This is a genomic window from Pseudomonas sp. NFACC02 (assembly GCF_900110765.1).
Lineage (GTDB): Bacteria > Pseudomonadota > Gammaproteobacteria > Pseudomonadales > Pseudomonadaceae > Aquipseudomonas.
This window is the reverse complement of sequence record NZ_FOEO01000086.1, coordinates 1-4493: the sequence shown is the minus strand read 5'-3', so window position 1 is coordinate 4493 and position 4493 is coordinate 1. Positions and strand designations below refer to the sequence as shown.

At 61.1% G+C, this 4493-nt stretch carries 5 protein-coding genes; 4 read left to right on the top strand and 1 reads right to left on the bottom strand.

The features are described from left to right. Positions 1-65: 65 nt before the first annotated feature. The gene (locus tag BMY73_RS27630) at positions 66-998 is read right to left on the bottom strand and encodes a zinc ABC transporter substrate-binding protein ZnuA (protein WP_092411100.1); all 933 of its coding nucleotides are present in this window, start codon (positions 996-998) and stop codon (positions 66-68) included. Positions 999-1055: 57 nt separating this feature from the next. Here BMY73_RS27630 and BMY73_RS27625 point away from each other — a divergent pair, with 57 nt between their 5' ends. The 4 genes from BMY73_RS27625 to BMY73_RS27610 all read left to right on the top strand — a co-directional run bounded on the left by BMY73_RS27625 (position 1056) and on the right by BMY73_RS27610 (position 4008). Beyond that, a complete protein-coding gene (locus BMY73_RS27625; RefSeq protein WP_062386416.1) occupies positions 1056-1538 on the top strand; it encodes a Fur family transcriptional regulator in 483 nt (160 codons plus the stop codon). Beyond that, positions 1538-2362 carry a zinc ABC transporter ATP-binding protein ZnuC gene (znuC, locus tag BMY73_RS27620; protein ID WP_062386413.1) on the top strand — a complete coding sequence of 275 codons (825 nt, stop codon included), beginning with the start codon at positions 1538-1540 and terminating at the stop codon, positions 2360-2362. Before BMY73_RS27625 ends, znuC begins: the two co-directional genes overlap by 1 nt. Continuing rightward, on the top strand, positions 2355-3137 hold the full coding sequence (znuB, locus tag BMY73_RS27615) for a zinc ABC transporter permease subunit ZnuB (protein ID WP_092411098.1): 783 nt from the start codon (positions 2355-2357) through the stop codon (positions 3135-3137). The genes znuC and znuB overlap by 8 nt, the downstream gene beginning before the upstream one ends. 157 nt (positions 3138-3294) lie before the next feature. Continuing rightward, entirely contained in the window at positions 3295-4008 is a 714-nt protein-coding gene (locus BMY73_RS27610; RefSeq protein ID WP_092411096.1) for a PA5502 family lipoprotein, read from the top strand. Positions 4009-4493 lie beyond the last annotated feature (485 nt).

The following is a 4493-nucleotide window of genomic DNA, read 5'->3' as shown; positions in this document are numbered from 1 at the left end:
TGCTGACCCACCGCATTCGCCAGCAAGCCGGCTCCCACAAGGTCAATCCGTGGAGGAGTCCTGAGTTACAGCGATTCCAGACACCCCGCCAGATCGTCCGCCAGTTTGCTCAACAGCAGCTCATAACCCTGAGCCGTGGCCGGCGTGTACCCGCCCAGTGCATCCAGCTCGGCCAGCTTTACCGGCAAACCCGCGCTCAGGGTTTCTGCCAGGCGCGGGCGTAGCGGCGGCTCGCTGAACACGCAGGTCTTGCCGAACGATGCCAGGCGCGTGCGCATGGCGGCGACGTGCTGCGCGCCCGGCTGCACCTCGCTGCTGACCGCGAACACACCCGCATGCTTGAGCCCGTAAGTCTCTTCGAAATAATCGAAGGCTTCGTGGAACACGAAATACGGCTTGTCGGTAATGCCCGCCACGCGCTGTTTGATCTTCGCGTCCAGCGCATCCATGCGGGCGTCGAATGCCTTGACGTTACTGTCGTAACGCGCCGCGTTGGCCGGATCGGCCTGGCTCAAATCAGCAGCCATTTTCGCCGCGATCACTCGCGCGTTGACCGTGGACAGCCAAAGATGCGCGTCGACGCTGCCCGGACGATGGTCGTGATCATGCTCGTCGTGGTCCTCGTCGTCATGGTGATCGTTGCTTGCGGTGAAGTGGCGCAGGTGCATGCCCGGCAATGACTGAACCGGCACCGACGGCTTGGTGCGGCCCGCGAGCACGCGGGGCAGAAACGTTTCCATGTCAGGGCCGATCCAGTACAGAAGGTCGACGTCCTGGACACGCCGTACGTCGGACGGACGCAGCGCGTAGTTGTGCGGCGATGCACCCGGCGGCAACAGCACTTCCGGCACGGCAATTCCGTCCTGCACAGCGGCGGCAATCAGTTGCAGCGGTTTGATGCTGGTTAGCACCCGGACCTCGGCCTGGGCGGGAGCCATTGAAAGAAATCCGGTAATAAATACGACAGAAAGTAAAAAAAGTCGGGACACGGTAACCACTCATGGGGGCAGGAACGGGTAACATAATAACGTCTCTCTCAAAAGTCGTCGCCGCCCATGTCTAAAACACCACTGGCCAGTCGCCCCCACGATCACTCTCATTGCGTACACAGCGCGCTTGCTGAAGCCGATACGTTGTGTGCCGGTAAAGGCCTGCGGCTGACCGCTCTGCGTCGCCGTGTGCTGGAGCTGGTCTGGCAAAGCCACAAGCCATTGGGGGCTTACGACATCCTCGCGGTCTTGAGCGAAGAGGATGGTCGCCGCGCCGCCCCGCCCACGGTGTACCGCGCGCTGGACTTCCTGCTGGAAAACGGTCTGGTGCACCGCATCGCCTCGTTGAACGCGTTTACGGGCTGCAACCACCCGACGCACGCGCATCAGGGTCAGTTTCTGATCTGTCGCGAATGCCACGCAGCCATTGAGCTGCAGCACGGAGCTATCAGCGCCGCCATCGTCAGTGCGGCCAATGAAGTCGGCTTTGACGTCGAAGGCCAGACCGTCGAAGTGGTCGGTGTGTGCGCTGGCTGCAAGGCCGCTTGATGAGCGACGCACTGATCCGCCTGAAGGACGTCAGCGTCACTCGTGCCGGCCAGAGCGTGCTGGAGAACATTCAGCTGAGCGTCAGTCCCGGCGAGATCGTGACCCTGATCGGCCCCAACGGCGCGGGCAAGACGACGCTGGTGCGCGCCGTACTCGGACTGCTCAAGCCTGATTCGGGTGATGTGTGGCGCAGACCCAAACTGCGCATCGGTTACATGCCGCAAAAACTGCACGTTGACGCCACGCTGCCGTTGTCCGTCCTGCGGTTCCTGCGCCTCGTGCCGGGCGTCGACCGGGCAACCGCACTCGCAGCCTTGGCCGAGGTCGGCGCCGAAAAAGTCATCGACAGTCCGTTGCAGGGCATTTCCGGCGGTGAAATGCAGCGCGTTCTCCTGGCCCGTGCGCTGCTGCGTGAACCTGAGTTGCTGGTGCTCGACGAACCTGTGCAAGGCGTCGACGTTGCAGGCCAGGCCGAACTCTATGCGCTGATCACCCAACTGCGTAACCGCCACCAGTGCGGCGTGCTGATGGTGTCCCACGATCTGCACCTGGTAATGAGCACCACCGATCAGGTGGTCTGCCTGAATCGGCACGTCTGCTGCTCGGGTCACCCCGAGCACGTCAGCAACGATCCGGCGTTCGTCGAACTGTTCGGGCAGCACGCGCCGAGCCTGGCGATCTATCACCACCATCACGACCATGCACACGATCTGCACGGCGAGGTCTGCCAACCTGCCGTTGCACACGATCACAGTCATGATCCTGCGCAAGCACATTCGCACCCTCACAACCATGACCACGGAGACAGCTGCAAGCATGGCTGATTTTCTTCTCTATGCCTTGCTCGCAGGCCTTGCTCTGGCGGTCGTCGCAGGCCCGTTAGGTTCGTTCGTGGTCTGGCGTCGCATGGCGTACTTCGGCGACACCCTGTCCCACGCCGCCTTGCTCGGCGTGGCGCTGGGCTTTTTGCTGGACATCAGCCCGACCATCGCGGTGACCGTCGGCTGTCTCCTGCTCGCCATTCTGCTGGTGACGCTTCAACAGCGTCAGCCGCTTGCCTCGGACACGCTGCTGGGGATTCTCGCGCCCAGCACCCTCTCACTGGGGCTTGTCGTCCTGAGCTTCATGCGCGAAGTGCGCATCGACCTGATGGGCTACCTGTTCGGCGACCTGCTGGCGATCAGCCCGACCGACCTGTCGTGGATCCTGGGCGGCAGCGCGGCGGTGCTGGTGCTGATCTGTGCGCTGTGGCGGCCCCTTCTGGCCATTACGGTCCATGAAGAACTGGCGACGGTCGAAGGCCTTCCGGTCGCGGCCCTGCGCATGACACTGATGCTGCTGATTGCCGTGGTCATCGCAGTGGCTATGAAAATCGTCGGTGTCTTGCTGATCACATCGCTGCTCATCATTCCCGCCGCTGCGGCACAACGTCACGCCCGTTCGCCCGAGCAAATGGCTTTTGGCGCGAGCATTATCGGTGTGCTTGCCGTCTGCGGCGGACTCGCGCTGTCCTGGTTCAAAGACACCCCGGCAGGCCCGTCCATCGTGGTCTGCGCTGCCGGGCTGTTCTTGCTGAGCTTCCTTTTACCCAAGCGGTAGAACCTTGGACTGGAAGAACAGTCATACTCCGCGATAATTGAATGGCGGCAATATGCAATGACCCGATCCAGCGCCGTCGGTGGTGATCAGTTATTTTCGGTGCAAGGCACTTATGTGTAGACTTGCTCGTTTTTTGCGCAAATAGAGAATCGCAGGAATGAAGCCGTTCGCATCCCGTTATCTGCTGCTTGCTGCATTTTCCACCCTGTTGGTCGCCTGCCAAAGCAAGCCCGTCGACGAGCCCGCGCCTGCCGCGGCGCCCGATGCGTATCAGCAGCTGGATCAGAACATTGCCAGCAGCGAGTTGGCCACCGCTGAAGATCAGTTGGCCGCTCTGCAGAGCAAGAACCCCGACGACCCGCGTCTGGAGCAGTACCAACGTCAACTGGCCGAGGCGTACTTGAGCCGCAGCCAGATCGTGCTGCAAAAAGGCGATGTCAATGCCGCCGCCACCGCGCTCAGCCGTGCGCGCGCGCTGATGCCAAAGGCGCCTGCGCTGACAAGTGGCGTCAATGGCGCGATCGCCAATGCACGCAAGGCTGAGTTGGAGAAGGCTGAAGCGGAGCTGCGCGCCGCGGAAGCCAGGCGCATCGCCAAGGTCATCGACCCAACGGCAGAAAGCACCACGATCAAGCTGAACATCACCGATTCGAGGCAATTGCGTCGCCAACTGAACGATATCGCCGCCGATGTCACGGCCTTCAACTGTGAAGTGACCGTGCAAGTGCCACGTACCGACGACTATCCGTGGCTGGCAACCCTGCTGACCAAGCGCGTCACGAAGATCAACCCGGACTTCGAGTTGCAGATTCAGCGCGAGATCGAGAAAACCGAGCCTGCGCAGATCATCCTGAAGCCAGCCAAGCTCTGATCATATTTTGATCAAAAGAAAGGCGTTGCCCTCACGGGCAACGCCTTTTTTATTGGTTGCGCACACGCTTTGTAAGAGCCGGCTTGCCGGCGAAAGCGGCGCATCAGTGACCTTATAGGTCACAGATCCTTCGCGTTCGCCAGCAAGCCGGCTTGTATGTTTAGACTTGATGGGGTGGGAGGGACGGAAAGCCGAATCTGACTCTAGCCAGTACAGACCGTTGGGAGACTTCCAGCCCCGCCCTGTCACCTATAAGCGCCGATATGGAATGCATCGGCCTGGACCGACGATAGAAGCAAGCCAGCGCTTACGGTGAACCCCCAGCAAGCTCTTAAACCCTAGCTCGGAGGGTGTGACATGGCAATCCTTGATGCAGCGGCGATTGTGGGTGTCGATGTGGCGATGGCGGAACTTGTCACCGCTCAGCGTGGTGTTGATAAGACTCACTGTTTGGTCAATGAGCGAACTTCGATTCACCACTGGCT

Coding starts and splice junctions, on each gene's coding strand:
- znuC (WP_062386413.1), top strand. CDS start 1,538: ATGAGCGACGCACTGATCCGCCTGAAGGACGTCAGCGTCACTCGTGCC.
- BMY73_RS27625 (WP_062386416.1), top strand. CDS start 1,056: ATGTCTAAAACACCACTGGCCAGTCGCCCCCACGATCACTCTCATTGC.
- BMY73_RS27610 (WP_092411096.1), top strand. CDS start 3,295: ATGAAGCCGTTCGCATCCCGTTATCTGCTGCTTGCTGCATTTTCCACC.
- znuB (WP_092411098.1), top strand. CDS start 2,355: ATGGCTGATTTTCTTCTCTATGCCTTGCTCGCAGGCCTTGCTCTGGCG.